This is a genomic window from Collinsella sp. OM04-5, assembly GCF_003439125.1.
GTDB lineage: Bacteria > Actinomycetota > Coriobacteriia > Coriobacteriales > Coriobacteriaceae > Collinsella.
Window position 1 is genome coordinate 1 of sequence record NZ_QSUU01000027.1, and the last position, 826, is coordinate 826.

Below are 826 nucleotides of genomic sequence, written 5' to 3' on the forward strand. Positions count from 1 at the left end.
GGGACGTTCCTTTTAATATGAGCAGGACATTGTCAAGAGGCAAAATCGGGCCTGGCCCCAACGATATGGGGTCAGGCCCTCTCCCTATATCAACCCGTCCGCGGTGACCTCGGCGTGTCTTACCGACGCTCGTCTTTGCAGTTTAATATCCGCCCGTGGCGATCTCTCGCTGGGCAATCCGTTGCTACGGCTGAGGCTTCTACGTCGAACCGACAGTCTGTGCACGCGTGTGGCGCCCTGGGCGCTCGCAGAAAAGGGACCTGAGGTTCGCCTCAACGGCTTCGGATCGAACCGCTTCCGGGGTGACTGGCTTATGTGCGGGGGACCGCCCCCCTACGCCCCCTCGGCCATGAGGCCGACCGCCCACACCCAGCAGGCGAGCTCGCGCGCCGTGGCGACGTTCGCCTTGTTGCCGTGGACCCCGCGCGCGAGCAGGGCCCCGCGCCTCTCGACCAGCCTCCGCACGCCCTTGGCGGCATGCCTCCGGGCGCCCCGGTCCGGGGCCTGGCCCTTGGCGAGGTCCTTCGGCCGCCCCGAGCACGTCAGGTAGTGCCACGCGGCCTCGACCAGCGTCTTCCTCAGGTGCTTGTTGCCGGCCTTGGTGATCGCGCCCCTGCGGTCGCTCTCCCCGCTGGAGTGCTCGGAGGGCGTCAGGCCGACCCACGCGGCGAACGAGCGGGCGTTCCTGAACCTCGAGAACTCGCCGGCCTCGAACACGAGGTCGGCGGCGGAAGCGGTGTCGACGCCCTTGAGGCAGCGCAGGGAGTCGACCCTCTTCCGCCACCTGGGCTTGCGGGCCTCGGCCTCGACGAGCCCCTCGAGCCTC

The 826-nt window shown here is 68.5% G+C and carries 1 protein-coding gene; it reads right to left on the reverse strand.

Annotated elements, in window-relative coordinates:
- Positions 1-333: 333 nt before the first annotated feature.
- The coding region (locus DXB53_RS10155) for a transposase (RefSeq protein ID WP_233503864.1) at positions 334-826 on the reverse strand (493 nt) is incomplete at its 5' end.